The sequence below is a fragment of the Rothia sp. HMSC036D11 genome, assembly GCF_001814205.1.
GTDB classification, from domain to species: Bacteria; Actinomycetota; Actinomycetes; order Actinomycetales; family Micrococcaceae; genus Rothia; species Rothia dentocariosa.
On the sequence record NZ_KV815297.1, the window covers coordinates 38805 to 63962 of the forward strand.

22 protein-coding genes and 1 tRNA gene are annotated in these 25158 nt (G+C 56.2%); 13 read left to right on the top strand and 10 right to left on the bottom strand.

Annotation, left to right across the window (positions count from 1 at the left end; translation table 11 throughout):
- Nucleotides 1–55: 55 nt before the first annotated feature.
- Nucleotides 56–1108: an o-succinylbenzoate synthase gene (locus tag HMPREF2958_RS04885; protein ID WP_070697060.1), complete on the bottom strand. Its 1053-nt coding sequence runs from the start codon at nucleotides 1106–1108 to the stop codon at nucleotides 56–58.
- A 141-nt stretch (nucleotides 1109–1249) separates the two neighbouring features.
- Between HMPREF2958_RS04885 and HMPREF2958_RS11150 the strand changes: the two genes are divergently transcribed.
- Together HMPREF2958_RS11150 and HMPREF2958_RS04895 are read left to right on the top strand one after the other, a co-directional pair.
- Nucleotides 1250–2740, top strand: coding sequence for a phosphatase PAP2 family protein (locus HMPREF2958_RS11150; protein ID WP_246828039.1), 1491 nt, complete (start codon nucleotides 1250–1252; stop codon nucleotides 2738–2740).
- A gap of 145 nt (nucleotides 2741–2885) precedes the next feature.
- Nucleotides 2886–3263, top strand: coding sequence for a cupin domain-containing protein (locus tag HMPREF2958_RS04895; RefSeq protein WP_238382373.1), 378 nt, complete (start codon nucleotides 2886–2888; stop codon nucleotides 3261–3263).
- 214 nt (nucleotides 3264–3477) lie between these two features.
- Here HMPREF2958_RS04895 and HMPREF2958_RS04900 read toward each other — a convergent pair whose 3' ends face one another.
- From HMPREF2958_RS04900 to HMPREF2958_RS04910, 3 genes are all read right to left on the bottom strand, one after another.
- Nucleotides 3478–4281: an amino acid ABC transporter ATP-binding protein gene (locus tag HMPREF2958_RS04900; protein ID WP_070697062.1), complete on the bottom strand. Its 804-nt coding sequence runs from the start codon at nucleotides 4279–4281 to the stop codon at nucleotides 3478–3480.
- A 27-nt stretch (nucleotides 4282–4308) separates the two neighbouring features.
- A complete protein-coding gene (locus tag HMPREF2958_RS04905; protein WP_013397707.1) occupies nucleotides 4309–5112 on the bottom strand; it encodes an amino acid ABC transporter permease in 804 nt (267 codons plus the stop codon).
- Between the two features lie 87 nt (nucleotides 5113–5199).
- The gene (locus tag HMPREF2958_RS04910; RefSeq protein WP_070697064.1) at nucleotides 5200–6033 is read right to left on the bottom strand and encodes an ABC transporter substrate-binding protein; all 834 of its coding nucleotides are present in this window, start codon (nucleotides 6031–6033) and stop codon (nucleotides 5200–5202) included.
- A 303-nt stretch (nucleotides 6034–6336) separates the two neighbouring features.
- Here HMPREF2958_RS04910 and HMPREF2958_RS04915 point away from each other — a divergent pair, with 303 nt between their 5' ends.
- The 5 genes from HMPREF2958_RS04915 to HMPREF2958_RS10720 all read left to right on the top strand — a co-directional run bounded on the left by HMPREF2958_RS04915 (nucleotide 6337) and on the right by HMPREF2958_RS10720 (nucleotide 11660).
- Nucleotides 6337–7062: a demethylmenaquinone methyltransferase gene (locus HMPREF2958_RS04915; RefSeq protein ID WP_004005403.1), complete on the top strand. Its 726-nt coding sequence runs from the start codon at nucleotides 6337–6339 to the stop codon at nucleotides 7060–7062.
- A 68-nt stretch (nucleotides 7063–7130) separates the two neighbouring features.
- The gene (locus tag HMPREF2958_RS04920; RefSeq protein WP_048754344.1) at nucleotides 7131–8192 is read left to right on the top strand and encodes a polyprenyl synthetase family protein; all 1062 of its coding nucleotides are present in this window, start codon (nucleotides 7131–7133) and stop codon (nucleotides 8190–8192) included.
- A 119-nt stretch (nucleotides 8193–8311) separates the two neighbouring features.
- Nucleotides 8312–9622 carry a hypothetical protein gene (locus HMPREF2958_RS04925; protein WP_048754343.1) on the top strand — a complete coding sequence of 437 codons (1311 nt, stop codon included), beginning with the start codon at nucleotides 8312–8314 and terminating at the stop codon, nucleotides 9620–9622.
- 290 nt (nucleotides 9623–9912) lie between these two features.
- Complete coding sequence (locus tag HMPREF2958_RS04930) at nucleotides 9913–11523, top strand: sodium-dependent transporter (RefSeq protein ID WP_070536514.1); 1611 nt, start codon at nucleotides 9913–9915, stop codon at nucleotides 11521–11523.
- Nucleotides 11523–11660 (top strand): methionine/alanine import family NSS transporter small subunit, encoded by a 138-nt coding sequence (locus tag HMPREF2958_RS10720; RefSeq protein ID WP_080513847.1) that lies wholly within the window; start codon nucleotides 11523–11525, stop codon nucleotides 11658–11660. The genes HMPREF2958_RS04930 and HMPREF2958_RS10720 overlap by 1 nt, the downstream gene beginning before the upstream one ends.
- 143 nt (nucleotides 11661–11803) lie before the next feature.
- On the opposite strand, the gene rarD is transcribed toward HMPREF2958_RS10720, so the two are convergent.
- Nucleotides 11804–12907, bottom strand: a complete 1104-nt coding sequence (gene rarD, locus HMPREF2958_RS04935) for an EamA family transporter RarD (RefSeq protein WP_070697066.1) — start codon at nucleotides 12905–12907, stop codon at nucleotides 11804–11806.
- A gap of 245 nt (nucleotides 12908–13152) precedes the next feature.
- Nucleotides 13153–14679, bottom strand: a complete 1527-nt coding sequence (locus HMPREF2958_RS04940) for a DUF6882 domain-containing protein (RefSeq protein WP_070536510.1) — start codon at nucleotides 14677–14679, stop codon at nucleotides 13153–13155.
- 254 nt (nucleotides 14680–14933) lie between these two features.
- Between HMPREF2958_RS04940 and HMPREF2958_RS04945 the strand changes: the two genes are divergently transcribed.
- A complete protein-coding gene (locus HMPREF2958_RS04945) occupies nucleotides 14934–16289 on the top strand; it encodes an SseB family protein (RefSeq protein ID WP_004005397.1) in 1356 nt (451 codons plus the stop codon).
- A gap of 211 nt (nucleotides 16290–16500) precedes the next feature.
- Here the strand turns inward: HMPREF2958_RS04945 and HMPREF2958_RS04950 are convergent, their stop codons facing one another.
- Together HMPREF2958_RS04950 and HMPREF2958_RS04955 are read right to left on the bottom strand one after the other, a co-directional pair.
- Complete coding sequence (locus tag HMPREF2958_RS04950) at nucleotides 16501–17991, bottom strand: catalase (protein WP_070697095.1); 1491 nt, start codon at nucleotides 17989–17991, stop codon at nucleotides 16501–16503.
- 129 nt (nucleotides 17992–18120) lie between these two features.
- Nucleotides 18121–18699, bottom strand: a complete 579-nt coding sequence (locus HMPREF2958_RS04955; protein ID WP_013397694.1) for a Fur family transcriptional regulator — start codon at nucleotides 18697–18699, stop codon at nucleotides 18121–18123.
- Nucleotides 18700–18994: 295 nt separating this feature from the next.
- Between HMPREF2958_RS04955 and htpX the strand changes: the two genes are divergently transcribed.
- Nucleotides 18995–19876, top strand: coding sequence for a zinc metalloprotease HtpX (gene htpX, locus HMPREF2958_RS04960; RefSeq protein WP_004005394.1), 882 nt, complete (start codon nucleotides 18995–18997; stop codon nucleotides 19874–19876).
- A gap of 106 nt (nucleotides 19877–19982) precedes the next feature.
- Here the strand turns inward: htpX and HMPREF2958_RS04965 are convergent, their stop codons facing one another.
- Nucleotides 19983–20474 (bottom strand): YajQ family cyclic di-GMP-binding protein, encoded by a 492-nt coding sequence (locus HMPREF2958_RS04965; protein WP_048753676.1) that lies wholly within the window; start codon nucleotides 20472–20474, stop codon nucleotides 19983–19985.
- Nucleotides 20475–20623: 149 nt separating this feature from the next.
- On the opposite strand from HMPREF2958_RS04965, the gene HMPREF2958_RS04970 reads away from it, so the two are divergent.
- The 3 genes from HMPREF2958_RS04970 to HMPREF2958_RS04980 all read left to right on the top strand — a co-directional run bounded on the left by HMPREF2958_RS04970 (nucleotide 20624) and on the right by HMPREF2958_RS04980 (nucleotide 21751).
- Nucleotides 20624–20980: a hypothetical protein gene (locus HMPREF2958_RS04970; protein ID WP_004005392.1), complete on the top strand. Its 357-nt coding sequence runs from the start codon at nucleotides 20624–20626 to the stop codon at nucleotides 20978–20980.
- Between the two features lie 145 nt (nucleotides 20981–21125).
- Nucleotides 21126–21207 (top strand) — tRNA-Tyr (locus tag HMPREF2958_RS04975).
- A gap of 178 nt (nucleotides 21208–21385) precedes the next feature.
- Complete coding sequence (locus tag HMPREF2958_RS04980; RefSeq protein WP_004005389.1) at nucleotides 21386–21751, top strand: thioredoxin family protein; 366 nt, start codon at nucleotides 21386–21388, stop codon at nucleotides 21749–21751.
- A 101-nt stretch (nucleotides 21752–21852) separates the two neighbouring features.
- Here the strand turns inward: HMPREF2958_RS04980 and HMPREF2958_RS04985 are convergent, their stop codons facing one another.
- Nucleotides 21853–22992, bottom strand: coding sequence for a DNA-3-methyladenine glycosylase family protein (locus tag HMPREF2958_RS04985; RefSeq protein ID WP_246828040.1), 1140 nt, complete (start codon nucleotides 22990–22992; stop codon nucleotides 21853–21855).
- Between the two features lie 219 nt (nucleotides 22993–23211).
- Between HMPREF2958_RS04985 and HMPREF2958_RS04990 the strand changes: the two genes are divergently transcribed.
- The gene (locus HMPREF2958_RS04990; protein WP_070697067.1) at nucleotides 23212–24963 is read left to right on the top strand and encodes a DUF2079 domain-containing protein; all 1752 of its coding nucleotides are present in this window, start codon (nucleotides 23212–23214) and stop codon (nucleotides 24961–24963) included.
- Nucleotides 24964–25158: the final 195 nt, after the last annotated feature.

Consider the following 25158-nt stretch of genomic DNA (forward strand, 5'->3'; position numbering starts at 1 on the left):
CTAAACGGGCAGTTAGCCCCCAGAACACTGACCAGAACGTTCAGAACATACCTGGCTAAAGACTCGTGGGCAAGGTTTCCTGAAGCACCAGGTAGCACCGTCGGATGCGCTCCATCCAGGTATCCTGTACTTCGCTCTCTGCTTTAACGTGCCTCAGCGCTGATTCCGTAGGCGCAACCGGCCGCACTTCGAGCTCGCCATCGCGAGCAAGCAGCGAATTTTCGGTCACATCGGTGCTCATTAGCGAGACCGTACTCAGCCCGCACGCATAGGGAAGATCCGGCAGAGCCGCCGCCAGAGACACACCGGTCGCGATACCTACGGAAGATTCCAGCGCCGAAGACACCACCGCGGGTAAAGCTGCCTGTTCAACGATCTTTAGCGCGCGCCGAACCCCGCCTAAAGGCGCCGCCTTGACGATCAGCACATCGGCGGCGTGCGCCTGCGCCACCTTGAGAGGGTCACTAGCCTTACGCACGGATTCGTCGGCGGCGATAAGCATCGAAAGACTGTGCTCGCGCACCAGGGCACGCACCTGCGCAAGCTCATCAACCGTGGCGACGGGCTGCTCGGCATAAAGCAGATCGTACTTGTTCAGCGCCGCAAGGGCTTCGAGAGCTTCAGGTACGCTCCACCCCGCATTAGCGTCCACCTTCAACCGTGCATTCGGGAGGGCACGCCGCGCCGCCGCAACGCGGGCAATATCATCGTCGAGAGTCTGCCCCTTCTCGGCAACCTTGATTTTAAGCTCGTGGATGGTTCCACGATAGTTGTTCAGCACTTCGGGAACCCGCTCGGCGCTCACTGCGGGAAGGGTTGCGTTTACCGGAATAGTGGCTCGCCGAACGGGCGGCGCCCCCAGCCAGGCGGACTCTAACGCACAGGCTAACCATGCCGCCGCCTCATGATCGTCATACTCTAAAAACGGCGCGAACTCGCCCCATCCGGCGGGACCCTGTATCAGCGCACTCTGGCGCCGATTGACTGAGCGGAAGGTCACCCGCATGGGAATATCAACCACTCGAACGGCGCGTAAAACCTGCTCTAACGGCGGCAAAGCTAAGCCCTCAGTGATGAACCCGTATCCTAGCGGCGGCACGGATGACATGGCGTTTCTCCTTAAGGTATTCTCGGTAAACTCCCAGCTTGGAATTTAGAAAACACGTATTTTTCATAGCTTAACCTGAGATAGTGTTTTCTATGTCGTGTTTACAGACACCGCATCACAGACATTTTGGAGGGAAAAAGTATGTCACAGGGTCCTCACACATCGCGTGGTCATGTTCCTCGCCATACCAGTACCTCAAATGACACGGACGATGCTACGCGTATTCTATCCCCTCAGACTCTAGCCGATAACGACAGTGCCGATGTCGACGCGACGGTTCCGTTATCGAGCATCCAATCCTCCTATGAAACCGATGATGACGCGACCGAATTTCTGGAGCTTCAGGATCTGCCATCTTCCTCACCAGACACGGACGTAACCCGCGCCATCCCGAACCCGCACGAGGCGCCTAAACCCCATGAAGGCTCCGACACGGTAGCCCTCGACGCTCTTGACGATTCTCCGACCGAAGCCATCAGCGCATCGCAGGATCCGCGTGCTCACTACGTTCAGCACACGCGTGCCGCCCAGCCGCAAACCCGTGTGCAGCCGGATATAACCCCTTCGGATGATTACCCTGCCACGGTCGCCATGCCAATGGGTGCTCCCGGTATGCAGACTGCGCCCCAGGGCACGCAGTACAGTGCCGCCGCTCATCCGCACGCCGCTAACCAGACGATGGGCGCCGCGAACTATGCCGGATACGGTGCTCACCCGAACCCTGCGGCCCCCGGGGCAGGTGTTCCCGCAGAAGCGCCCATTCCTAATGATCCGCCAAGTACCAAGGTTGTGGCGCAGCATTTGGGTGTCATGGTGCTGTTCGGTGCCCTGCTCTACGCCACGTTCCAGTTCTTCATTTACAGCCGTACCGGGCAGCAGCTCGACGAAAATGCGTTTACCGAATATGCCAGCCAGTTCGCGGAATACCAGCGTCCCACCCTGGCGGCTCTCGATAACCTGCCGACAATTACCGGCGTAATCGCGGTGATCGGCATTATTATTGGGCTGATCTGGAAGCACCGCATCCTGCCCGCTATTGTGGGTATTCTTGCGGGCACGGGCGCGTGTTTGAGCGTCCACGTCCTCAAGAATTATGTGATTACCAAGCCTAATTTCGGTATTCAGGAAGCCCTCTTGAACTCCGCGCCGAGCGGACATACGGCATTCGCCGCTTCTGCAGGTGCCGCTCTGTTTATCGCAGCGCCTCGCGCGCTTCGACCCACGATTGCGGTCTTGGCGGCGATGGCGACCTGCGCTACGGGCGCATCTACCATTATTAACGGCTGGCATCGCCCAGCGGATGTTATCAGCGCGATTTTGGTAGTTGCTCTCTGGACCGTTCTCGGCTTGGGCGTTCTTCGGTACCTGCGCCGTGCAGAATTTAACGCACCGACCCCTCGCGTGGTGGGAGCCATCGCGGTGCCTCTGCTGACGATTGCAAGCCTGTTCCTCTCGTTCTGCGCGGTCGCGATGTATGCGGTCACCATGTTTTCCACCATGCCCGGGGGAGTGTTCGTTGCCTCAACCTGCCTGATTTTGGCGGTTAGCACGGGCACCACGGCGATACTGGTGCGGCTTCTGCGCCCGCGTAACCAGGTATCTTCTCCCTATACGCGCGTGTGGGAATACTAAGGACGTATTCGTATCACGTTATGAAATATATGCGTCACTTTTTGCCTAGCCCCTAACACAGGCATAGAATTTAGTACAGTTCATGCAGATTTTAGGACGTTCGTATCCTAAAAGAACAACCATCATCGGCGAAAGGTTAGAACTCATGGCGGGTACTCACGAAGGGCGTGTGATTGTTTTCCCACAGCTCACCGAAGTTCTTACCCCCTTTGAGACTAAGCCGCAGGCGAAGAAACTTCTTGATGCCGATGGTGGCAGCATCACCCTGATGGAGCTGGCAGGCGGTCAATCTTGGCACGAACACCACAGTGTACATCCGGTGATTGTGCAGGTGCTTAAAGGCAAGGTTGATTACAGCGCCAAGGGGCAGAGTATTATTCTGGAACCCGGTAAAATCATCCACACCACGGCAAAGCTGTTGCACTCGGTCACGGCACTCGAAGACTCGACCTTGATGGTCATTATGCTGACCGGAGAATCACATCCGGAGCCTAATATCACTATTGAGGTTGAACAGGTCTAGGGCACAACGCCTTAGAAATAAATAAATCCCTTTAAGCACGGTAATGTCCCGTATCCAGCGACGGATACGGGACATTGTCGTATATTCTCCCCAACAGGCAAAGCTGTTATGAGCAGGTTTTCTGTGAAACGGTAAAAACCCCGCAGATACCTTCCTCACGGAGCACTTGGAGGAAAACGTATCTGCGGGGCTGGTCTGAAACAGGGCAAACGGACTAGGCGTTTGCTGCCGCATCCTGATCTGCGGGGGTTTCATCCACGTGGGTGGGATCAAGCACACGCGCCAGGAATGTTTTGGTACGTTCATGTTGCGGGCTGCCGATCACCCGCTCGGCGGGTCCCTCTTCGACGACCACGCCATCTGCCATGAAGACGACCTTATCGGCGACATCGCGGGCGAAGCTCATCTCGTGGGTCACCACGATCATCGTCATGCCTTCGTCGGCGAGATCACGCATAATCGTAAGGACATCGCCCACCATTTCGGGGTCGAGCGCGCTTGTCGGCTCGTCGAAGAGCATGAGTTCGGGGTTCATCGACAGCGCCCTAGCGATCGCCACACGCTGCTGCTGGCCGCCCGAAAGTTTACTCGGGTAGGCATTTTCCTTATCTGCCAGCCCCACTTTTGCCAGCTGTTCGCGGGCAATCTTCTCTGCCGTTGGACGATCGCGCCCCAAGACCTTAATCTGGGCAATCGTGCAGTTATCAAGCACGCTCAGATGCCCAAACAGGTTGAACTGCTGAAACACCATGCCCATGCGGGTGCGCAAGGCGTTAATATCGGCGTCCGGATCGGTTACCTCGACACCGCCCACGGTAATGGTTCCTGCGTTGGGCTCTTCGAGCAGGTTTACGCATCGCAGAAGTGTTGATTTACCTGACCCCGAAGGGCCGATTAGGCAGACGACCTCGCCCGGTTCAACCTGAATATCAATACCGCGCAGCACCTCGTTTTTGCCATAAGACTTGTGTAGCCCCGTGATGCTCACCGATGCCGCCGATGTTACTGTGTCAGTCATGACAATCTCCCAAAGTCTTTGTCGTGGTTATTTGCGTGATGCGCCCGTGCGCTTCTCAAAATATGCGGATAGCTGCCCCAGCGGCACGGTAATAATCAGGTAGCACAGGCCGGCAACCACCAGGGGAGTGAGCCCCGCGCCGGATGCGGTAATACCTTCACGCCCGAATTTCGCCAGCTCGTACTGCGCGATTTGTACACCCAGCAGGTACACGAGCGAGGAATCCTTGGTCAGCAGAATAACTTCGTTAGTCAGCGGGGGGAGCACGATGCGGAATGCCTGCGGAATAATTACCGAGAGCATCGCCCGGGTGTGCGACATGCCCAGCGACCGTGCCGCCTCATACTGGCCCTTCGGAACCGCCTGTAGGCCGGCACGCAGCACCTCGCTAATATAGGCAGAGGACACCAGCCCAAGGGAGAGTGTTACCGGAATGAGGTTATCGACAAACCGGATTTTGAAGGCTAGGGGAATGCCGTAACCGAAGGCAAAGAACACCAAGAGCGCCGGAATGCCACGGAAAATTTCGACATAGATTGTCGCCAACCACCGATAGGGTGCGATCGATGAGATACGCATGAGTGCCAGGATAAGACCAAGGCTTAGACCTACGGCGAAACCCAGGGCCGTGTAGATCAGAGTATTCTTGAGCGCTACCGTAATAACGTTCGGGAACTGCTTTTGCGCAACCTCAAGGTTGAATACCTGGCTGGAAAGCGTTTTCCAGTCGGCAAGGGCAATAATAAGAACCGCGATAACCGCCAGCAGAGCGTACTGGGAGTACCGGAACATCGCCTGTTTTTTGCGGGGAGATAGTTTATTCTGTGCCATCGTTACACTAACGTAGTCTGTGTTGATCGTGATATTCAGGATGCGCGGAGCACGTTAGCGAACGAACGCGCACCGCGCTAATCGCGGTTAGTTTGCGCTGGATGAAGATGCGGATGAGGACGAAGACTTAGCCTTGGTCCACTTTTCCTTGATCTTATCGAGTTCGCCGCTGGACTTGAGCTGCTGAATTGTCTTATTTGCTTTATCCAGCAGGGCTTTCTTTTCGGGGGCTACCGCACCGGCAATCTGGTCGGCGTTTTCCGAGGTCTGGTAGGCGATCTTGAAAGAGTCGGGGTCTTTGGTTAGCGCCTCAGAAATAACCGAGAGGTTTGCCGAGACGGCCTGCACCTGACCGGTCTTCAATGCCGAGAACATGAGCTCGTTGTCCTCGTACTGCACAACATCCGCGCCTTTTTCTTTGGCATAGGATTCGCCGCTGGTTGCCTGCTGAGCGCCGACTTTGGCGTTCTTAAGATCTTCGACGGAGGAGATCTTAGAGTTTTTAGGAACCAGAATCGCTTGGTTGTCTTCGAAGTAGACATCGGTGAATTCCATCTTGGATTTCCGCTCGTCGGTCACGCTGATACCCGCGAGCGCAATATCGCATTGTCCGCTGGTGAGCCCGGTGCCCGAATCGAGGCCTTCAAAGCTGATGGAGGTGAGCTTTGCTTCTGCGCCCAGGTCTTTGGCGATAGCGTTTGCTATATCTGCATCGATACCTACGATTTTTCCGTTTTCTTCGTATTCGAAGGGCATGTAGGGGGTGTTGGTGCAGACGGTGAGGACTCCGTTGTTGATAAGGTTTACCTCTCCGTTTTCGCCGTCGGATGCAGTTGAGACGCATCCGGTGAGGACGAGGGGTGCGAGCGCGAGGAGTGCGAGGGACTTTTTGAGGTTGGGTTTTGCGGTGAAAATCGACATGGTGTGCTCCGTGTGTAGAAAATTTTGATGTTTTCCATTGTGCACCTGCACGATAAAGAATGCAAGTATGCCTATAAATATTCACTATTTTTCTGGGGAAATGACGAATTATGTATGCATAGTATGCATAAAACCAGGAATGCTGCCGCGCCGCAGCGGACGGCGGGAGAAACGTGCTGCACGTGCGCAACACCGGGAACAAGAGTGCATATTTTCGTGAGTTAAAGTGTTCGCCACCTCAGATGACGTATCAGGAGGTGCTCAACTACCCCACGGGCGGTAGAACATGCCACAATTGAAGGCGTGAGCAACGTAGAGAAAAATGTTCAGGGTACCCGCGCAACCCTTGACAAGAAGACCGGCGATATCGCCGCCATGTTTGACACCGTCGCGAAGCGCTACGACCTGATGAACGGCATCTTGTCGCTGGGACGGCACATCTACTGGCGTAAGCAGACCGTCGCCGCCGTGGATGCGCATCCCGGGCAGAAAGTCCTCGACGTTGCCGCCGGTACCGGAACCTCATCCGAGCCTTTCGCCGACGCCGGGATTGATGTTATCGCCGCGGACCTTTCCGAAGGGATGCTGGAGGTCGGGCGCAAACGCCGCCCCGATATGACCTTCGTACGGGCGGATGTTACCGACCTTCCTTTCGAGGACGACAGCTTCGATGCGGTCACCATGTCCTACGGTTTGCGTAACGTTGCGGATTACCCCCGTGCGCTGAGCGAACTGTACCGGGTTACTAAGCCCGGCGGGCGCATCGTGGTGCTGGAATTCTCAACCCCAACCTTCGCCCCTTTCGGTAAGGTATATAAGGAATACATTATGAAGGCGATACCGCCCGTAGCGCGCGCGATCTCCTCAAACCCGGAATCCTATGTATATTTGGCGGAGTCGATTATCGATTGGCCGGATCAGAGAACCCTTGCCCACAAGTTCGCACAGGCGGGCTGGCAGGACGTCAAATATCGTAATCTCAGCGGCGGAATTGTTGCCATTCATCGTGGCTTCAAACCCCAAAACTAACACTCAGCACATCATCATTGAGCAACACACAGCATACAGCTACGCACCAACACACCGAAGAAGGCATCGTGAGCACCTCAGAGCAATCCATTGCAGCCACCGACCTGATGGCAGGACTCGATTTCAACCTGCCCGCCGGGTTTGAGCTCATTGCGTCCGACCCGCAGCTTGGCCCTCAGATTCTTACCTCTCTGTCGCGGATTGAAGAGCGGCTTGCCGAGGCTATCAGTTACACCGATAAGCTCGCAGATGTTGCCGCCCGACACTTACTGCTCGCCGGTGGAAAGCGCGTGCGTCCCCTCTTGACTCTGCTTGCCGCCGCCGTGGACGGACAGATTAACGACGACGTGATTGAGGCCGCAGTGGTCGTCGAACTCACCCACCTGGCAACCCTCTACCACGACGACGTGATGGACGAAGCCCCCAAACGCCGCGGAGTCGATACCGCCCAGACCATTTGGGGAAATTCCGTCGCCATCCTGACGGGCGACCTCATTTTCTCGCGTGCCTCGCTGCTGGTCTCCGATCTGGGCACGCGACCCATGAAAATTCAGGCGCAAACCTTCGAACGCCTGGTGCTGGGACAGCTCTACGAAACAACCGGTGTACGCGAAAACCAGGATATTCTCGATCACTATATCTCCGTGATCGAAGGGAAAACCGGCTCGCTGATCGCGGCGGCGGGGGAGTACGGCTCACTCTTGGCGGGCGCCTCCGAAGAGGTTATTCAGATGCTCGCCACCTACGGCGAACTCGTGGGCGTGGCATTCCAGCTCGCCGATGATGTGATTGATATCGTCAGCGATGGTGCATCCTCCGGGAAAACCCAGGGCACCGATCTGCGTGAGGGTGTGCCGACCCTGCCGACCATCCTGCTCAACCGTGCCGCAGAGGCCGGGGACGAATCAGCCCGTCAGGTTCGAACACTCATTGAGGCAGACCTCTCGAGTGACGATGCGCTTGCCGCCGCCGTATCCGCGCTCGCCGCGCATCCGGTCACGCAGGAAGCGTGGCAGATAGCCTATGATTGGGCGGATCGCGCGATTGCAGCCATTGCGCCGCTGCCGGATTCCACCGCGAAGGCGGCGCTGGAATCCTTCGCGCATGCCGTGGTGCATCGCGAGGGCTAAACCGCGTGATACGGTTGCTTCAGGAAAATTTATTCACGAGAATGTGTATATCGATGCAGCGTAGTGTGTGAAGCACGCCCAGGTGGAGCTGAACTCGATAGAGTTCTTTAAGGGAAACTATGGCCCACAAAACCGTTACCGCATATCAATCTGCCGCAATATTCCTCAGTTCGGTCATAGCGGCTGCGGCAACGTTTGCTATATCGGTTATTGCTGCGTACTTTTTATCGCAGAGTGAGTTTAGGCAGTTTCAGTCCGCATTCTGGCCTCTCGTGTTCGGAATTTACGGCATAACCGGCGCTATTCAGCAGGAGACAACGCGGGCAGTCGGGGCGTCCCTTCTGCAGAATCCGGAATCACGAACACACACAAATAGACTTTCATATTCCGCCGTGGCAGCCCTGTTAGGCCTGGGTATTGCCGCGATCGTCGTCATGACTTCACCGCTGTGGTCCTCCGCTTTCCCCTCCTACCCGCAGATGAGTGTTGTACTGATAGCGTTCGGCGTCGTGATGTACGCCGTCTATGCTGCGGTTAGCGGTGCATCCGCAGGGCGGGATTCCTGGTATTTTTACGCCGCTTTAGGCAGTGGTGAGGCACTGATACGTTTGGCGGCAACACTGGCGGCGGTGATGTTGTCATGGCACCTGCTCGGATTTGAGACCGCCGTGGTTGTTGCTTCGCTGATCTGGCTTCCGTGCGTCGTATTTTCACGCACTGGGCGGCGCGTCTGGCACGCGAGCATTGATGTTAGTTCGCGGCGGTATGCACGAAATATTGTGATGCTCATGCTTTCATCCGCCGGTGCATCGATTCTTATGACGGCGTTCCCCTTTTTCTTACAGTTCACAACGCAGGATCAAAGCGCACAGTTCAATGCCTTGGTTGCCGCTATTGGTGTTACACGTTCGCCGATTATGATGCCGCTTCAGGCCTTTCAAGGGGTCGCCATATCGGCTTTCTTAAAGCACCAAGATCACCCACTGCGCGCTTTAGCACGCCCGTGTCTGTGGGTCCTGGGAATCGGCGGTTTCGGTGCACTGCTTGCCTATCTTATCGGACCTTTTCTCTTTGACATTTTCTACTCTAAATATGCCGGTCTTGCACCCGGATTGATGCTTGCTATGTTGACCCTCGAATCCGCGATTATCGCCTTGCTTGTGCTCGCCGGAAATCTGGCTATTGCCTTGAATATGCACCGTTTATATGTGAGCGGTTGGGTTTGTGCGGCTGCGTTGGCCTTGCTCCTGCTGCACGTGTCGCTGGATGTGGTGAGCCGTACCGAGCTCGCCCTCGGGGCTGCTCCGCTGTGCGGATTCACGGTAATTCTGGTGGGAATCTTGCGGAGTCCAAAGGTAGAGAGCCGTAAAAGTACCGATAAATCCGGCCTCTTCCAGGATGCACCTGCTGCTCGGCATGAGAGGCCGTGAGGGCCGAAGGTCGAGAAGCTTTAGTTTAAAAATGCTTGTGTTTATCTGTTACATTCCCCTCATAAATCCCACAGAATCCCACATGATGGGCTATCATTGACCAAATAGCCTACATCAGGTAAACCTAAAGAACGTCTGTGCCCACACACCATTGAGAGCACAGAGCACCCGGAGAGTCGCGCCCAAACCCTAGCGCGCCTCCGTTCACAACGACATGCCCTGTCTACCCTTAAAGGCGCATCGTCGCGTGACGTGCATACATGAACATCTAGACCGAGGTAACCACTATCATGGGTACAAAACCCGCCAAGACCCCGGCGAAGCGTGAAGGCTTCTCCAGCCGCAGGGTCTTCCTTTTTGCCGCCATCGGCTCAGCTGTTGGTCTGGGAAATATTTGGCGTTTCCCCGCTGTTGCTTACAAGAACGGTGGCGGCGCCTTCATGATCCCGTACATCGTGGCGTTGCTGACCGCAGGCCTCACCTTCCTCTTCTTCGACTACGCGATTGGCCACCGCGGGCGCGCATCGTCTCCGTTGGCATTCCGCCGCCTCAACCGCAAAACCGAGTTTATCGGTTGGTGGCATATGGGCATTAGCGCGGTTATTGCCATCTACTATGCCGCAGTTATCGCCTGGGCAGTGCGGTACATGATTTTCTCATTCAACCAGGAATGGGGCAGCGACGCGAAAACTTTCTTCATGAAGGACTTCCTGAAAGTGGGGGATCCGAAGCTTTCCTTTGACTTTAACCCCGGCATTCTCATTCCGCTCGTGCTGGTGTGGATTTCCCTGATCGTCATCATGGCGCTGGGCGTACAAAAAGGCGTGGGTGCTGCCAATGTGGTGTTTATGCCTCTGCTGATCTTTATGTTCGTGGGTCTGGTTGCGTACTCGCTCACCCTGCCCGGCGCGATGAACGGCCTGAACACTCTGTTCACTCCCAACTGGGGTGCGCTAACCAATGGCGAGGTGTGGGTCGCCGCCTACGGACAGATCTTCTTCTCGCTCTCCATTGGTTTTGGCATTATGGTGACTTACGCATCCTACCTGAAGCCCAAGACCGACCTGACCGGCTCGGGTGCCGTCGTGGGCTTCGCCAACTCCGGATTTGAGCTGCTGGCGGGTATCGGCGTGTTCGCGGCGCTGGGCTTCATGGCGCAGGCACAGGGCATCGCCGTGGATAAAGTTGTCGAAGAAGGAATAGGTTTGGCTTTCATTGCCTTTCCCACCATTATTTCGCAGGCACCGGCGGGAGCGCTCATCGGGTTCCTGTTCTTCGGTTCGCTCCTCTTCGCAGGATTCACCTCGCTCATCTCAATTCTTGAGGTCATTATCGCCGGTGTACAGGATAAAGCAGGCACCTCACGCCTGACCTCGACTATGATCGTGATTATCCCGTTGGCGATTATCTCGACCCTGCTGATGCCCACCGCATCCGGTCTGTACATGCTGGATATACTCGATACCTTCGTGAATAACTTTGGCATTCTTGCCGCTGGCCTCACCTCTATTGTCGTGATCACCTATGGCGTGCGGGCGCTGCCGATCCTGCGGGAGCACCTAAACTCTGTTTCCTCCTTCAAAGTGGGTTGGATCTGGATGATTCTCTTGGCGGGCGTTACCCCGCTGATCCTGGGGTACAGCCTGATCTCCACGCTCGTGAAGACAATTGCCGAACCCCATGGAGGGTACCCTGCAGATTTGCTTGGTATCTTCGGCTGGGGCATGGTCGTACTCCTGATCGTTGGCTCCATCGTGATTTCATTCCTGCCGTGGTCGCATAAGTCACGCGCCGCCGAGGAACCCCCGGCACCGCCCGTTATCGGCGGTAAACTCGCCCACACGCATGTGGACGATGCCGCGCTGAAAGCACACGCAAAAGCACAGGGTGAGGAGGCATAATGAGCGGTGCAGCTATCGCTATGATGATCGTGGCAATCCTCATTATCTGGGGAGGCCTGGTGTTTGCCCTCGTAAACCTGAGCAGGCACCCCGAAGAACCTGAGGATGATGCTGTCGAGCAGGCAGCCACCGAATAATACCGTCGCGCGGGCAGGTCTGCGGACCGTGCCCGGCACGTAAAAACATAGAATACTCGCGCATTCGGCGCGAATAAAAAGTGTTGGCATGAGGACTCTGATCGGTCCTCATGCCAACACTTTTATGCATGTACGGCAAGAATTCAGGATTTATCGCGGGCGTTCGCCGCAGAATCCTCGGTGTCTTCGGGCGAGAGCTGCACCGCATCCAGAAGATAGTTCTGCTCGCGGTCTTCGCCACCCTCAGAGGACTGAGAAATCTGCACAATAGGGATCATGCCGGTCTCGACCGCCGTGAGTTTCGACGGGCGCGAGGTGCGTGAGGCGCGCACCGCATCCACCGTGAAAATTACGATAGCCACCCAAATCAGAGATAAGCCAATCCACTTATCCGGGGTAATCCTATCGTGCAGCACGAAGAGCGCCAGGAAGAACTGAATGGTCGGGCCCATATACTGCACCATGCCGATCACCGACAGAGGCAGCGCCCGCGCCGCCGCCGAGAAAAGAACCAGCGGAGTTACCGTGACAATGCCGGTGGAAGCGAGCAGCCAGAAATGCCCGGGGCCTTGCGAAAACAATGTGAGTTGTCCCTGCGTATTCATCCACCACAGCACCACGAGCGCCACCGGAAGCAAAATAAAAGTCTCAAGCGATAGCGACACCACCGGATGCACACTCGACCCCACCCGCGCCTTGAGCAGCCCATACGTTCCGAAGGTGAAGGCAACACCCAAACCCAGCCACGGAATCTGTCCGTACACCACGCTCATAATCAGCACCGCCACGGTCGAAATCCCAATAGCGATCCACTGAACTTTTCGAGCGGCTGCGTGCAGGAACACGACCCCCAACGCCACGGAGACCAGCGGGTTAATAAAATACCCCAGCGACATGTCGATCGTATGCCCGTGCGTGGTGGAGTACACATAGATCATCCAGTTCGCGCCAATCAGCAAAGACGCCACCGTCAAAATACCCATAGTGCGCGGAGTACGCACCGCCCGGTTAAATGGCTTGGTCAACCGAAAAATAGGGAGCAGAACCGCGCAGAACGCCAGCGAAAAAATCACACGCGAGAGCACAATCTCCAGCGCAGACGAAGACGCCATGAGATAGAAATACAGCGGCAGCATACCCCAGATCGCGTAGGTGGTAAAAAGGCAGATAAAACCATTGCGGGTCTGTGCAGCGTGTGCCGCCGTGCCTGATGCGGGTGCTGTAGCGCTGTGAGCGTTCTGCGCCATAGTGTGAGGGCTCCTCCCTACCTGTGAACGAAAGATGAGATGTGAACTTCTAACAACTCTACTCTTCACCGCACTCTTGCACGAGTGCGAGGTATCGGCTGGCGGAGGGGAGTTGCCTATTAAACGCCGATGGGGCGCAACATAATACAGCGTTGCGCCCCACCGGAATGATGAAATTTCTAGGTCAGGATAATATGCCGCAGGTACGGATTAAAGACCCTGTATGCCTGCTGATATCGCGTTGTCTACAGACCGAAGAACCGCGAGAAGAAGCCCTTCTTCTTGCCGGTTTCCTGAGTCTGCTCCTGTTCCTCGTGCTGATCGGCCTTCTGCTCGGCGGGCTTGATCACCGGAATTGCAGTTGCCGGGGTGCTCTCGGTCTGCGGTGCGGATGCGTCGGTACCTGAAGCGGCAGGTTTGGGCGCCTGCTTCGGCTGCTGCTGGGCACCTGCCGCAGCGGGCTTCTGTGCGCCGGGCTGAGGAGCTGCCTGTCCCTGACCTGCACTCGCGCCGGGTTTGCCAGCTGCGCGCGGGGTGATCGATGTGCGGGACTTCGAGGCATCGGAGGCACCGGGCTTCGCCGCCTTAGCCTGACCCGCAGGTGCGCCGGTCTGTGCTGCGGCAGCGCCAGCGTTCGGAACAACATCGCCTGGGAGGGTATTGACCGTTACGCGACCATGCTCGGAATCCTCGCGCGGATCCTGATCGAAAGGGGCCTCGGTATCCGGGTAGAGGTTCTCGGTCGTGCGCACACCCGCCACCGGTTTCTGCGCTGTGCCAGCGGGTACAGCGTGATCTGCGGCCGCCGCGGGAGCCTGAGGCTGAGCCGGTGCTGCTTCTTCCGGCTGTGCATTTTCCTGTGCGGGGGCGCTCTTTGCTGCCTGTGCGTCCTTAGGCGTCTGGGCTTCCTCGGGTTCCTGAACGGCGGGTGCCTGCTCGGCTTCGGCACGTGCCGCCGCACGCTCTGCCGACTGCTGCTCGCGCAGGGCCACCTGCTCTGCAGCCTCGGCAGCGGCAGCCTGCTCAACTTCGGTGCGTTCAGCCGCCAATTCCGCACGGTACTGCTCAGCCTCTGCGGCAAGCTGCGCAAGTTCTTGGGCGGTAACCTCGGGCTTCGCGCGCTCGATACCGCTAATGCGCCCCTCATCGAACCACAGCCGCAGGGCGCCGTCGGTCATGGTGAGCACCACGGTGGCCTCGGTATCCCAAGCGGTATGGAACCCGCGCTGACGTGCATAAGAATTAACGGCGAGTGGATGATCGTGAATATCTTCGCTTTGCAGAGCCTTCGCAATCACGCGCCCTACACCTTTGTACGTGGGCGCATCCAGGGTCAGTTCGGGGCTGTCAATCAGGCTCCACGCCCGCACAGACCCCGACGGCAGAGGATAGTGAGCGTACAAACCGGTCACCGTTTTCGTTGCCAAAGTCAGGCGACGCGCCAATCCCTCTGAGAGCGGAATTTCGTCGGTACTCAGCTCCAGAACTGAGTCGCGTTCACCGGCATCTCGCGCCTGCAGCGCCGCTGAGACTACCGCATTTGGAAAATATCCCAATTGCTGCCACGACCAAATCCAGGTTCCACGGTTTTCAGATTCGGTACCGAGCAGGTAGGGTTGAAAAGACACCGGATCGGCGGCCTTGAACGTGAGGGACTGTTCGGCGAAGTTTACATCGTAGTCAGCAGACCCAATAAGTTCAGCCAACCGCGCCTGGTATTCGGTCGAGATAAAGATTGATGCGTCAATAAGATCCTGCAAAGAATTCGTCATAGGTTAAGGGTAACAACCTTTTTGGTGTGAGTACCCACAAACTGCACCAATTTTATAGGTCGGATGGAGAAAAAATTTGAACAAGAGACAACTTGGTAACCGATGCTAGAACACACACGCAAAAGTGTGTTCCCTAACCTATCATGACGTTATAAATCGGCGTGACGGCGGATGCTTCGCTAAAATCAATAGAGTAGCGGGTAGCTTCCCGCCGGGACCTAAGATGCAAGCTGACGATAAAGGAATGGAAAACCATGACGGATACCCGACGTTCTGAACCGACGAGTAGAGCCGCCCGCACCCAGGATGCGCTCAACCGTATCGGTAGCTGGCTTCTTGATGTCGTCAAGGCTGAGCCCGGGTGGAGCGAGATGATCCTCGACGTAAAACCCCTCGCCGGGCAGGTCTATATTCGCGTGCGTGAATTCCGTGACGGCGAAGAGTACATCGGTTCGGTGGGTCCCCTCAAGGAAGATTCGCCCGTACTGCCCGATCTTCGCAAGCTCCAGCGCGCCGCCTACGACGGCAACCGCGGCACCTGGTTTACCGCATCTGTGGTGGTGGCGGCCAATAACTGGCCCGAACCGAAGTTCAGCGTGGGGGCATCTTATAACCGCGACGAAGAACCGGAGAACTGGGGTACTGAAGGAACCCTGAGTGCTTCGGATGTGCGCGAGCATCTGCACATGTTCCCGCGCGATTCCGAGCGTATTCCCGCTTGGGCAACCGAACGTATGCACGGTCGAGCTCGTGATGTTTCGGGTTTGCATAAAGAAACCGATTACGAGGTTCCCAATCCCTACCTCGCCGCTGCACTCGAAGCTTTCAAGAAGGACGTCAAAGAACGAACCCTCATTAACGTAGTGCGCACCATGCTCGGCGGCGATTTGCTCGTGGATGCTTCCGGCTCAACTATTGTTCCCGCAGGGCACCTTGATATTGGTCCCGAATCGCAGCTGCGCTACCAGGTTATTCGCCTTGAAAACGGGATGCAGGCGCTATGCGTATTCTCGTCGGCAGAGTATGTTTCGAAGAGCTACATGCGTGAAAACTCCGACGATGACGAGCTGATTTTGCGTGAACCGGCCGTCAAGATTTTCATGGATTTCTTGAGCAACCCCGACCTTGATCTGATTGCGATAGATCCGGGTTCCAACCACGAATGCTATATTGAGCGCGCCCAGGTGCAGTGGGTTGTGAACTCGCCCCGTAACGACGGCGCGAAAATGGCTCTTATCAACGACAATATGCAGCAGCTTCTCGGTTCGTTGGTGGCACCAAACTCTATTCTGGTGGTGGCGATTGACCCCAAGAGTAAGGTACAGGGGCCAGCATTCGTCCCCGATGATGAAGGCAACCCCACGAATATGCTGGCGTTCACCTCGCCGATTGAAGTTGCCGCTATCGACCCTGCGATTGAGGTGCGTGTAGCGCATGCGATTGAGGTGCTGACCCTCGCGGAACAGCTCAATGCCCCGGGTATTCAGATCAATTACTTCAACCCCAGCGCTGTGCTCGACATCAAGCAGATCCGCGAGCTCCTCGATATTGTGCGTGAACAGGAAGCGGTCTTCGGCGCTTCTCCCGCTGGTGCTAGTGCATCCGCATAGTTCGTAAAACCCGTCACGCTAAAATCGCCCGGAAGAAACACCCACACGGTGTTGTCTCTTCCGGGCGATTTTGCGTTTGGAGAGGGTTGTAATCCTGTAAACGGGTTTAAAATATGGGGCCGGTGACTCCACCTCACTGAAAGTCACCGGCCCCATGCTGCAGCCGTGCGTCATGTTCTCGAACCTACAGGAGAACAGACGCTGCCGTATCTTACGAACCAGATGCGGCGGCTGACACGGCCTCGCGAACGCGAGAACCGAGCTCAGGGTGAACGCTATCCCAGTATTGGAACGCGCGTTCACGAATCTCGTCGGAACGAACAGCGCCTACGTGACCAGAGATGTTGCTGATCAGGCGTTCGCGTTCTTCGTCGTTCATGGTTACCTCGTAGAGGGTGCGCGCCTGCGAGAAATCATCATCATCCGGGCGCAGGGTGTAGGCGGTGCGTACCAGCTCGCCATCAGACTCCCAGCTACCTTCGCCAGCGCGTGCCGCATCCGCATGCGGTCCACCCAGACTATTCGGCGCGTAGGTGGGAACGGACGGGTCGTTGAAGTTGTAGCGCATCGAGCCATCATGTGAATAGTTGTTCACCGGCGCTGCGTGGGGTGCGTTCACCGGCAGCTGCGCGAAGTTGGTGCCGATGCGGTAGCGATGCGCATCCGGGTAGGAGAAGATACGACCGAGCAGCATCTTATCGGGCGAAGCCGCGATGCCGGGAACAAAGTTCGAGGGGGAGAAGGCTGCCTGCTCGATTTCGGCGAAGAAGTTCTGCGGGTTGCGATCCAGCACCATGCGGCCCACCTTGATCAGCGGGTAATCCGAGTGCGGCCAAATCTTCGTCAGATCGAAGGGGTTAATGCGGTAGGTCTTCGCGTCCTCGTAGGGCATGATCTGCACGTAGAGCGTCCAGGCGGGGTAGTCGCCACGCTCAATAGCCTCGCGCAGGTCGCGGCGGTGGAAGTCAGCATCCTTGCCCGCCATTTCATCGGCCTGAGCCTGAGTGAAGAATTCGTTGCCCTGCTCGGTCTTGAAGTGGTACTTAACCCAGAAGCGCTCGCCTTCGGCGTTAATCCACTGGTAGGTGTGCGAGCCGAAGCCATCCATGTGGCGTAGGGTGCGGGGCAGGCCACGGTCGCCCATCAGCCAGGTGACCTGGTGCGCCGTTGCGGGATTCAGGCTCCAGAAATCCCACTGCATATCGTGATCGCGCAGACCCGAACCGGGCATACGCTTCTGCGAGTGGATGAAGTCGGGGAACTTGATGGCATCGCGAATGAAGAAGATAGGAGTGTTATTACCTACCAGGTCGTAGTTGCCTTCGGTGGTGTAGAATTTCACCGCGAAACCGCGGGGGTCACGCCAAGTATCGGGGGAGCCGGATTCGCCTGCCACGGTCGAGAAACGAATCAGCAGCTCGGTTTTAACGCCCGGCTGAAAGAGGGCCGCACGGGTGTACTGTGAAACGTCTTCGGTGGTTTCAAAGTAGCCGTATGCGCCGGTTCCCTTCGCGTGCACCACACGCTCGGGCACACGCTCACGGTTGAACTGAGCGAGCTTTTCAACAGCGTAAGCATCGTGCAGAACGATGGGACCATCGGCGCCCACGGTGAGCGAATGATCATCTGAAGCTACCGGAGTGCCAGTACTCGTGGTGGTGTAAGAACCGGGATGAATGGGGTTCTGCGGGGTCTGATACATATTTGCTTCTCCCTGTGTTTTTGGTGATGCTATGTGGTTTTCGACGAGCATTCTTCCTGTTTTAGGGTGCAGCTAACGAACACCAAGGCGCTGTTTCACGCCCGGAGTAAGGTGTGGGAATGTGGTTCGTTAGTGCTGAACGCTCGCTGCGGCTTGCACCTGGCTCTTTGCCAGTTCTGCTTCTGCCTCAGTTTGACAGTCTGCGCAGACGCCTCGATACAGTACATCTGCGCTGATAATCGCCATGCCGTGGAAATCGCTGGGAGTTAGGCAGGGCGCTGAGCCTACAGCGCAGTCTACATCCTGAACTTTTCCGCAGCGAATGCAGAATGCGTGGTGATGGTTATCGCCCGTGCGGGTCTCGTAGAGCCCCGGGGTTCCCGGCGGCTCAAACTTACGCAGCATGTCGATATTCGTCAGATCCGTGAGGATCACATACACTGACTGCACGGTAATGGTAGGAATCTCTTGCCGCACAGCGGTGACTATTTCTTCGGCGTTGGCATGGGGGTGAGCCTGAACCGCACGTAGAACAGCAAGCCGCTGTTTCGTGACCCTGCGTCCCTTAGCGCGCAAGTTTTGCGACCAAGATTCCGTGAGAAGTCCGGTCGCGGATTCTGCTGCCAACGGTAGCACGCCGGTGTGGGAGCATCCGTGAAGAGGATGCTCGGGTTCCGGGTGTGCGTTCGTATCTAGGGGTTCGGTCATGAACAATACTCTACCGTTAATCTGACTTTTTCACAATTACAATTACGATAAATTCATAATAAGAGTCGTGTTCGGGGTACTTTCACCATGACACTATGTCGCTAAAACTGCGAATTTCTGGGGGATAACAGAACACTTCGAGACTTCATGTGACCTTGCTCGCATTCGAGGAACCTGTGGATGCGAGAATACGAAATACACGCTGGTGGCGAATCTGGATGTCTGCCTCATATATATATCCCGTATGCTGTAATCTAATACGTTCACGGCAACACGATTTCTAAAGGTACACGCAATGCACAAACACTATAACGGGCTTAAGACCGCCCTTCTGCTGGGCGGCATGGTCGGTCTGCTGATGCTTATCGGCGGCGGCCTTTCAACATACTTCCGCAGCTCAATTTTTATCTGGGGTTTCGCCCTTGTGAGCTTGGGTACCGTTGCATATTCATACTGGAACTCCGATAAACTCGCGCTGCGTTCCATGAACGCCTATGCCGTTACCCGCGAGGAGGTTCCGGTTCTGTATGACATCGTCGAGGAACTTTCCTCGCGCGCCGGTCAGCCTATGCCGCGCCTATATGTGGCACCCACCCAGACTCCAAACGCCTTCGCGACCGGGCGCAACCCGCGCAATGCCGCCGTCTGCTGTACCGAGGGTATCTTGCAGCTTCTTGACGAACGCGAAATGCGCGGTGTGCTAGGGCACGAGCTCATGCACGTCTACAACCGCGATATTCTTACAAGCTCGGTGGCAGCCGGTATCGCAACCCTGATTACGGCGGCGGCGCAGATTGTTGGCTTTGGCTCCATGATGGGCGGGAACCGTGAGCGCGGCGGCGGAAACTTCTTGAGTATAATCCTGATGTCGCTTCTGGCTCCCATTGCTACGGCGGTTATTCAGATGGCTATCAGCCGTACCCGCGAATACGATGCCGATGAAGACGGTGCAAAGCTCACGGGCGATCCGATTGCACTTGCCTCCGCCCTGAATAAGTTGGAGAAGGGTGTCTCGCTCTACCCAATGGATCCCAAGAATCAGCAGGTTGTGAATACTTCGGCCTCTATGATTGCGAACCCCTTCGGTGGCCTGAAGAACCTCATGTCTACTCACCCACCGATGGATAAACGCATCGCCCGCCTGCAGCAGATGGCGCGCGATAACGGTCAGCTATAAAACCTGCGTACGTGTTTGTCTTATAGGCGAAAGGCGGGGTGGTTACCAGAACTGGTAACCACCCCGCCTTAATGGTGCACTGATGCTACGTGCACAGCAGAGGTATCTAGCGATAATTCACGAACTGCAGATCAACGTCAAGATCTGCACCTTTAAGCAGTGAAATCACGCTCTGCAGATCATCACGAGACTTTGAGGACACACGTAGCTCATCGCCCTGAATCGTAGCCTTCACACCCTTAGGTCCTTCATCGCGGATCAGCTTGGAAATCTTCTTAGCCTGATCCTGTGCGATACCTTCCTTGATGGAGCATTCGATGCGGGTCTCTTTACCCGAAGCGTAGGGGTCGCCTGCGTCCAGGGACTTTAGCGAAATACCGCGCTTGACGAGCTTTGATTGGAAAACGTCGAGCACCGCGAGAGCTCGTTCTTGGGCGTTTGCCTTAATGAGAATCTTCTCGCCTGAGAAGTCGATCTCAGCACCGACACCGCGGAAATCGTAACGCTGCGAAACCTCTTTTTGTGCCTGGTGCAGGGCGTTGGCGACCTCTTGTTTATCAACTTTTGAGACAATATCGAAAGAAGATTCGCTTGCCATAAAACTATGTCCTTTCGTTGTGTTTGTGCGGAATACGACGGTATCTGTCCCTCATAGAATACCTGTTTTCTGTTGCGCTCACAGATAATTTTCAGGTTCATTGATGCATTTCTCAGCTGTTGTTAACCTTGAACATCCAGAATGGAAACATGGCTACACAATACTCGTCAACGACCGGCAGCGTGAATCGCGAAGAAGCTCGCGATGCTGAAACCCTGCTGTTCCTTGACCTCTACAGTTCGATTGGTTCTGAACCTGAGAACATCCCCGAGGCAGAGCGAGTGGATGCGGTTCAGAGCGAAGATTCTTCGGATGTTGTTGAGCCTCCTGCCTTCGAGGGAATCGGCTCAACGCTGACAGATCCCAAACTCGTTGCCCGCTTCGAGGGAGTGCGGCGCGATCTTGCTCGTGAGATTCGAAGCGAGATGTGCACAGTTGAACAGGCGCTACGCTATCTTGAGCATTTGGAAATTACGCTTCTGATGGAGCAGGACGGCGACCTGTAAACTCGCCTGAAAAATAGCCTCCGAAAACGAAAAACAGCCCAAAAAGTTGTATTCGTCACAAAGCTAGGCTCTGGCTTCACAAGTTCATTAAAAACCTGTACAGTAGTCTCTGTTCGCTTGAGCGAACTTCTAGCCTAGCTAGTTCGGCAGATTACCCGAGCGGCCAAAGGGGGCTGACTGTAAATCAGCTGGCACAGCCTACGGGGGTTCGAATCCCTCATCTGCCACCCTAAAAAGAACCCGGTTACTTCGGTAGCCGGGTTCTTTGCATCTGGCACCCTCGCACACCCGACAAAAATGCCCGCTCACGGCAAAAAAATAGGGTTTATGACGCGCTTTAAACTATTTATTAGTCTGTGAGTGAAAAATTAGCGCAATGTACGTGCAGGGTGTAGCGTTATCTCCATGGCTACTATTGAAATCACCCAGCAGAACCTTACCTCGACTGTCGAGGGTAACGATATCGTATTCCTCGATTTCTGGGCAGACTGGTGCGGTCCCTGCAAGCAGTTCGCTCCCGTCTACGAGGCAGCCTCCGAGAAGTACAGCGATATCGTCTTCGGCAAGGTGGATACCGAGGATCAGAGTCAGCTGGCACAGGCCGCAGGCATTACCTCCATTCCCACCATTATGGGTTTCCGCGGCGGTATTCTCGTCTTCTCCCAGCCCGGTGCGCTCAATGAGTCCCAGTTTGAGCAGGTGATTACTTCGATCCGCGAACTCGATATGGATAAGGTTCGTGAAGAAATGGCAACTGCAGAGCAGAACTAGCCATTTCATCATAGAGATAGTTAGGTGATAAACCCGCCCGGTGAAGGGTGGTTTATGCGTGTGGAGTCGGTACTTTTTACGGTACCGGCTCCACACGCATATTAAAAATCCCGGTAATCCGGAATACTGATACGCGCACCATACCTGGGTTTGCGAATGCCCGCCTCCTGAATAAGGCGCACAACCCGCTGCCGATGACCGGCGTAAGGGGCAAGCAGGCGAAGCATTCCGGCGTCGTCGGTGCGTTCTCCCGTAAAAGCAAACCCCACTGTATGCGCTAAGTGGTAGTCGCCCACGCTGACAGCATCCGGATGCCCGCAGAAACCTTGAAGAGCTTCCGCCACCGACCAGGGGCCAATCCCCGGAATATCGTCGAGCGCAGCCGCAAGGTGCACGATACGACCGGTTGCGCCAAGGCGTTCGAGCGCATCGGCACGTTGGGCAAAATGGTAAATCGCGCTGTATCGGGCGGAATCTAACCGCGCACGATGCCAATCCCATGAGGGAATTGTGCCTAGAACCTGAGCGGTAGGGTACACCCGTAGGTAAGGAGGCTGTGCCGAATTGCCGCTGAAGGGCGCGGACTCGCCGTATCGCATGATAATCCAGCGCAGTGCGTCAAAAGCCTCCGGTTGGGTCACCCGCTGTTCTACGATCGCCGCTAACATATGCCGGGTGAGCTGCCCGGATGCACTCAGCCGCAGCCCCGGATTCTCACGATAAGCACGCCGAATTTTTAGCGGCAGATGCTCAAAAGCGGGGAGCTTCGCAAACTCTTCTTGGGGATCGTGCAGGCCCAGCCACGCGGGCATAAGGGAGGCAAAGTCTTCAAGCTCGCTGTAGACCTGTTCGGTGGGGAATGCATCGTCGGGTGTAGCGGGGGAGGACTCCGCCCATAGGCAAACCTGAACCGGAGCATTCAGCGCAGAGGTTGCGCCCTCGAAACGACGGGTAAAGTACAGGGTCGCGGGCAGCTGCAGGGACGGCGTGCGCGCCCCGATCCACAGGGTATCGTCCGCCGTGCGTGAGCGCTCAGAACGCGGGGCACGCAGACGGTGAAAAGTCGGATCGGTCGGGCCGCGCTGTAAACGACCGAGTGTCTGTCCTACATGCACCGGAACGTGTGGGTAAATAAGCGCCTGTATCCCTACCGTGATGCGCGCCGTCAGCGCCGAGGTGCGCATCGGTAAGCGGGAAAGCTCGATGCGGTATGCGGCATCAGGTACGGATTCGGTGGGCACGGCATCCTTAGCAGGTAGGGGAGAAAATATGCGCGTGAGATATATCTTGAGTTAACTGCGTAAAAAAGGCGCAGATCTCGGGATAACGTTTAATAATAGGATACCCTGAGTAGTAACTATATATTTCACAGGTGAGCGGGCGCACCGGCGACGTAGCGTGACTTAAGAACGTGTGTGCTTGCCACCGGGCACCAAACACAACAAACACGAGGAAAACGCATGGCGGCTGAGGTGAGTGCACCCGACTCGGAACCTACCGAGAAATCGGCGAAAACTTCTGCATCACAACATACCGGGGCACATCGTTCGGTGACCGCGGGCAGAGTACTGGTGGCGATTATGCTTGCCCTAGCGGTTTTTGCTCTCTATTGCTATTACTCCGTTCAGCAGCTTAAGCACTGGATTACCCCTTCATGGGATCTTGCGATTTTCACGCAGATGGCGCAGGCATATTCGCATTTTGACATGCCAATTGTGCAGATTAAAGGGACCGATTTTAATCTGTGGGGCGATCATTTTCATCCTATTCTGGTGCTTTTAGGGCCTGTGTATGCGGTTTCCCCCTCGCCACTGACGCTTCTAGTGGTTCAGAATTTTATGATTGCCGCCAGCGTCTATATGATGGTGCGGTTTACACAGCGGGCGTGTGCCCTCTCAAACATCAAACCCGAACCCGCAGGAACTTTTGTGGGTGTTCTTCTGGGTGCTGCCTTCGCCCTCAGCTACGGGGTGCAGCAGGCGGTGGCTGCGCAATTCCATGAGGTTGCCTTCGCTCTGCCGTTCTTGTGTGGGGCGCTGGGTAACCTGGTGCTTGCCGGTCGCATCAACGCTGATGAACGCTCCCGCTATATTATTCGCGCCTGCCTGTGGGCGGCACCGCTCGCCTTCGTCAAAGAAGATATGGGCGTTACTGCCGCGATGATCGGTATTGTCGCATTCATCCGAACTGGGTGGATACGCAAAGGGCTCGACGAACTCTTCCCCCAGAATCCTGAGGGTAAACCGCTGCCGCGGGGTGAGCGCATCCGCAACACCTTTAATTCCTGGGTGAAGACGCGGGGTGCCGCTGAATCAACCATGCTGATACTCTGGGGTCTCTTCTGGTCTTATGCCGCGGTTGCGCTCATTCTTCCGCTCTTTAACGCCAACGGGCAGTTCGACTACGGCGACAAGGTTGATGTATACGGCGCTTTCGCCGATCCGCTCGGTTCTGCGATCACCATCTTTAACTATGACCAGAAGGTCTGGACGATTCTGCTGCTGCTCTTTTGCGGCGCGATCATCTGGGTTGCAAGCCCGTTCGCTATCGTCATTCTACCCACGCTCCTGTGGCGTTTGCTCTCAAATACGGAGGCGTACTGGCTGAGCACCTGGCACTACTCGCTCGTGCTGATGCCCGTGGCGTTCCTCGCTCTTCTAGAGGTTATCCTCAACTTGCGGTACGGGAAGGTGCTGGCGCATCCTAAGCCGCTTGCGGAAGACGAAGAATCAGAGGATGAACCGGCAGAAACCGGGGATAAACCCATCGGATGGGTAGAGAATCTGCGCCAGTCCGTCCGCCGTGTTCCGCTCTGGTTCTTCCCGGCGGTTGCGCTGCTGGTCTCGGTGATTCCGACCGTTACGCCCGCATCCGACCAGCCGCTTGCCGATTTGACCAAGTCTTCGTTCACCAACAACCGGCTGACGGCCTCCGAAACGAGCCGTATGCAGGCGGTTGAGGCGGTACCGCAGGATGTAAGCGTTGCGGCAGACCTCTCGACCCTCACCCAGCTGATTCCGGGTCGAACCGTCTACTGGATTGGGCATGCGGGGGAACCGGCGCCCGACTACGTGGTGATCGATAAGCGCGGCTCAGCGTGGGGAGGTAACCCGCCGCAAAACACCGCACAGTATGCTGCTGACCGTTATGGGCACCCCTATGCGCAGGTGGGTACTTACGGTTCCCTTGAGGTCGTGCGTAAAATATCTTAGGCGTACCCATCCCACCGCCCTGCGCGCTGCATTCCGCAAGCGCGCAGTAGTATGGGGAAATAGCCTTGCACATCCATGTTTCCATGACCTGAAGGGGCTATTTTGCTTAGAACCCGCGGTGAAAAACCGGGGTTTTGCGCGCATCCGGCGCGTTGCCGCACCAAAGTAGGGTACACTTATAAAGACGGGTACCCC

Coding starts and splice junctions, on each gene's coding strand:
- HMPREF2958_RS11150 (WP_246828039.1), top strand. CDS start 1,250: ATGTCACAGGGTCCTCACACATCGCGTGGTCATGTTCCTCGCCATACC.
- HMPREF2958_RS04950 (WP_070697095.1), bottom strand. CDS start 17,991: ATGTATCAGACCCCGCAGAACCCCATTCATCCCGGTTCTTACACCACC.
- HMPREF2958_RS04970 (WP_004005392.1), top strand. CDS start 20,624: ATGGCTACACAATACTCGTCAACGACCGGCAGCGTGAATCGCGAAGAA.
- HMPREF2958_RS04925 (WP_048754343.1), top strand. CDS start 8,312: ATGGCCCACAAAACCGTTACCGCATATCAATCTGCCGCAATATTCCTC.
- HMPREF2958_RS04900 (WP_070697062.1), bottom strand. CDS start 4,281: ATGACTGACACAGTAACATCGGCGGCATCGGTGAGCATCACGGGGCTA.
- HMPREF2958_RS04980 (WP_004005389.1), top strand. CDS start 21,386: ATGGCTACTATTGAAATCACCCAGCAGAACCTTACCTCGACTGTCGAG.
- HMPREF2958_RS10720 (WP_080513847.1), top strand. CDS start 11,523: ATGAGCGGTGCAGCTATCGCTATGATGATCGTGGCAATCCTCATTATC.
- htpX (WP_004005394.1), top strand. CDS start 18,995: ATGCACAAACACTATAACGGGCTTAAGACCGCCCTTCTGCTGGGCGGC.
- HMPREF2958_RS04945 (WP_004005397.1), top strand. CDS start 14,934: ATGACGGATACCCGACGTTCTGAACCGACGAGTAGAGCCGCCCGCACC.
- HMPREF2958_RS04930 (WP_070536514.1), top strand. CDS start 9,913: ATGGGTACAAAACCCGCCAAGACCCCGGCGAAGCGTGAAGGCTTCTCC.
- HMPREF2958_RS04910 (WP_070697064.1), bottom strand. CDS start 6,033: ATGTCGATTTTCACCGCAAAACCCAACCTCAAAAAGTCCCTCGCACTC.
- HMPREF2958_RS04955 (WP_013397694.1), bottom strand. CDS start 18,699: ATGACCGAACCCCTAGATACGAACGCACACCCGGAACCCGAGCATCCT.
- HMPREF2958_RS04885 (WP_070697060.1), bottom strand. CDS start 1,108: ATGTCATCCGTGCCGCCGCTAGGATACGGGTTCATCACTGAGGGCTTA.
- rarD (WP_070697066.1), bottom strand. CDS start 12,907: ATGGCGCAGAACGCTCACAGCGCTACAGCACCCGCATCAGGCACGGCG.
- HMPREF2958_RS04990 (WP_070697067.1), top strand. CDS start 23,212: ATGGCGGCTGAGGTGAGTGCACCCGACTCGGAACCTACCGAGAAATCG.
- HMPREF2958_RS04940 (WP_070536510.1), bottom strand. CDS start 14,679: ATGACGAATTCTTTGCAGGATCTTATTGACGCATCAATCTTTATCTCG.
- HMPREF2958_RS04895 (WP_238382373.1), top strand. CDS start 2,886: ATGGCGGGTACTCACGAAGGGCGTGTGATTGTTTTCCCACAGCTCACC.
- HMPREF2958_RS04965 (WP_048753676.1), bottom strand. CDS start 20,474: ATGGCAAGCGAATCTTCTTTCGATATTGTCTCAAAAGTTGATAAACAA.
- HMPREF2958_RS04905 (WP_013397707.1), bottom strand. CDS start 5,112: ATGGCACAGAATAAACTATCTCCCCGCAAAAAACAGGCGATGTTCCGG.